Source organism: Zhongshania sp., from assembly GCF_041584495.1.
Taxonomy (GTDB): Bacteria; Pseudomonadota; Gammaproteobacteria; order Pseudomonadales; family Spongiibacteraceae; genus Spongiibacter.
This window is the reverse complement of the sequence record NZ_JBFHDY010000292.1, coordinates 1-1,378: the sequence shown is the minus strand read 5'-3', so window position 1 is coordinate 1,378 and position 1,378 is coordinate 1. Positions and strand designations below refer to the sequence as shown.

1 protein-coding gene is annotated in these 1,378 nt (G+C 45.9%); it reads left to right on the top strand.

The genetic code is table 11. The features are described from left to right. The first annotated feature begins 91 nt into the window (after positions 1 to 91). Positions 92 to 1,306, top strand: a complete 1,215-nt coding sequence (locus ABYP33_RS19245; RefSeq protein WP_373092976.1) for a type II secretion system F family protein — start codon at positions 92 to 94, stop codon at positions 1,304 to 1,306. The last annotated feature ends 72 nt before the right edge of the window (positions 1,307 to 1,378 follow it).

Sequence of the window (1,378 nt, the reverse complement as noted above, 5' to 3'; positions counted from 1 at the left end):
GTTTTAATAATTTACGTCAGTCTGCGCTAATGAAATGCGCGCAGGGCGTTACCAGCCTTGAAGAAGTTAACCGGGTTACCAAGGATTAGCGATGGCAACTGCAGCGAAAAATGATACTTTTGTATGGCAGGGTGTAGACAAGCAGGGTCGAAAGACTCGCGGCGAATTAAACGCCCCCTCTTCAGCCATTGTTAAAGCCCACTTACGCAAACAAGGCATTGCAGCTAAGAACGTTAAGAAAAAATCAAAACCATTATTTAGCAGTAAGAAGGCGATCAAGCCGGCCGATATTTCCATTTTCACTCGACAAATGGCAACCATGCTTAAAGCGGGCGTGCCCTTAGTCCAAAGCTTCGACATCGTTGCCGAGGGACTCGACAACCCTACCATGCAAGACTTAGTTAACGACATTAAAAATGAAGTTGCATCAGGTGGCGGCTTTGCCGCAGCCTGCGCTAAGCACCCCAAATATTTTGACGAACTCTTTTGCAGTCTAATCGAATCTGGCGAAGCATCCGGTACCCTTGAAATTATGCTCGATAGGGTTGCCACCTATAAAGAGAAAACCGAGGCACTTAAAGCGAAAATCAAGAAAGCCCTAACATATCCAATCGCGGTACTGGTGGTCGCGGCCATCGTTACTACAATTCTTTTAATAAAAGTCGTCCCGCAGTTTGCCTCTACGTTTGAGAGCTTCGGTTCTGACTTGCCTGCCTTCACCAAAATGGTCGTTAGCATGTCAGAATGGATGCAAGCGAATTGGTATATCTTATTAATCATTGTAATTGTAAGTACTGCCGCATTCAAAAAAGCACGGGAAAAATCCAAAAAATTCTCGGACTGGGTTGACAAAATGATGCTACGTATTCCTGCGATCGGAGACATAGTTTACAACTCGGTGATAGCAAGATTCTCTCGTACTTTAGCAACGACCTTTGGCGCCGGAGTACCGTTAGTTGATGCCCTTAATTCCGTTGCTGGCGCTGCAGGTAATGCTGTTTATTCAAAAGCTATCATCCAAATTCGCGATGATGTCACAACGGGACAAACGCTCTATTCGTCAATAAAATTTACCAACTTATTCCCCAGCATGCTTTTGCAAATGGTATCAATTGGCGAGGAATCCGGCTCGCTAGACGAAATGCTGGATAAAGTAGCAAATCATTATGAGGATGCCGTCGATAATGCCGTCGATACGCTAACGTCACTTTTAGAACCATTCATTATGTCCATACTCGGCGTACTCGTCGGCGGCCTAATGATCGCAATGTACCTCCCCATATTCATGCTTGGCTCCGCCATTTAACGGCGCGCCTCATCGCTTACACACGAGTATAGTTTATGTCGTTCTTCGAAGCCGCCGCGAACTACCCGCTGC

Coding starts and splice junctions, on each gene's coding strand:
- ABYP33_RS19245 (WP_373092976.1), top strand. CDS start 92: ATGGCAACTGCAGCGAAAAATGATACTTTTGTATGGCAGGGTGTAGAC.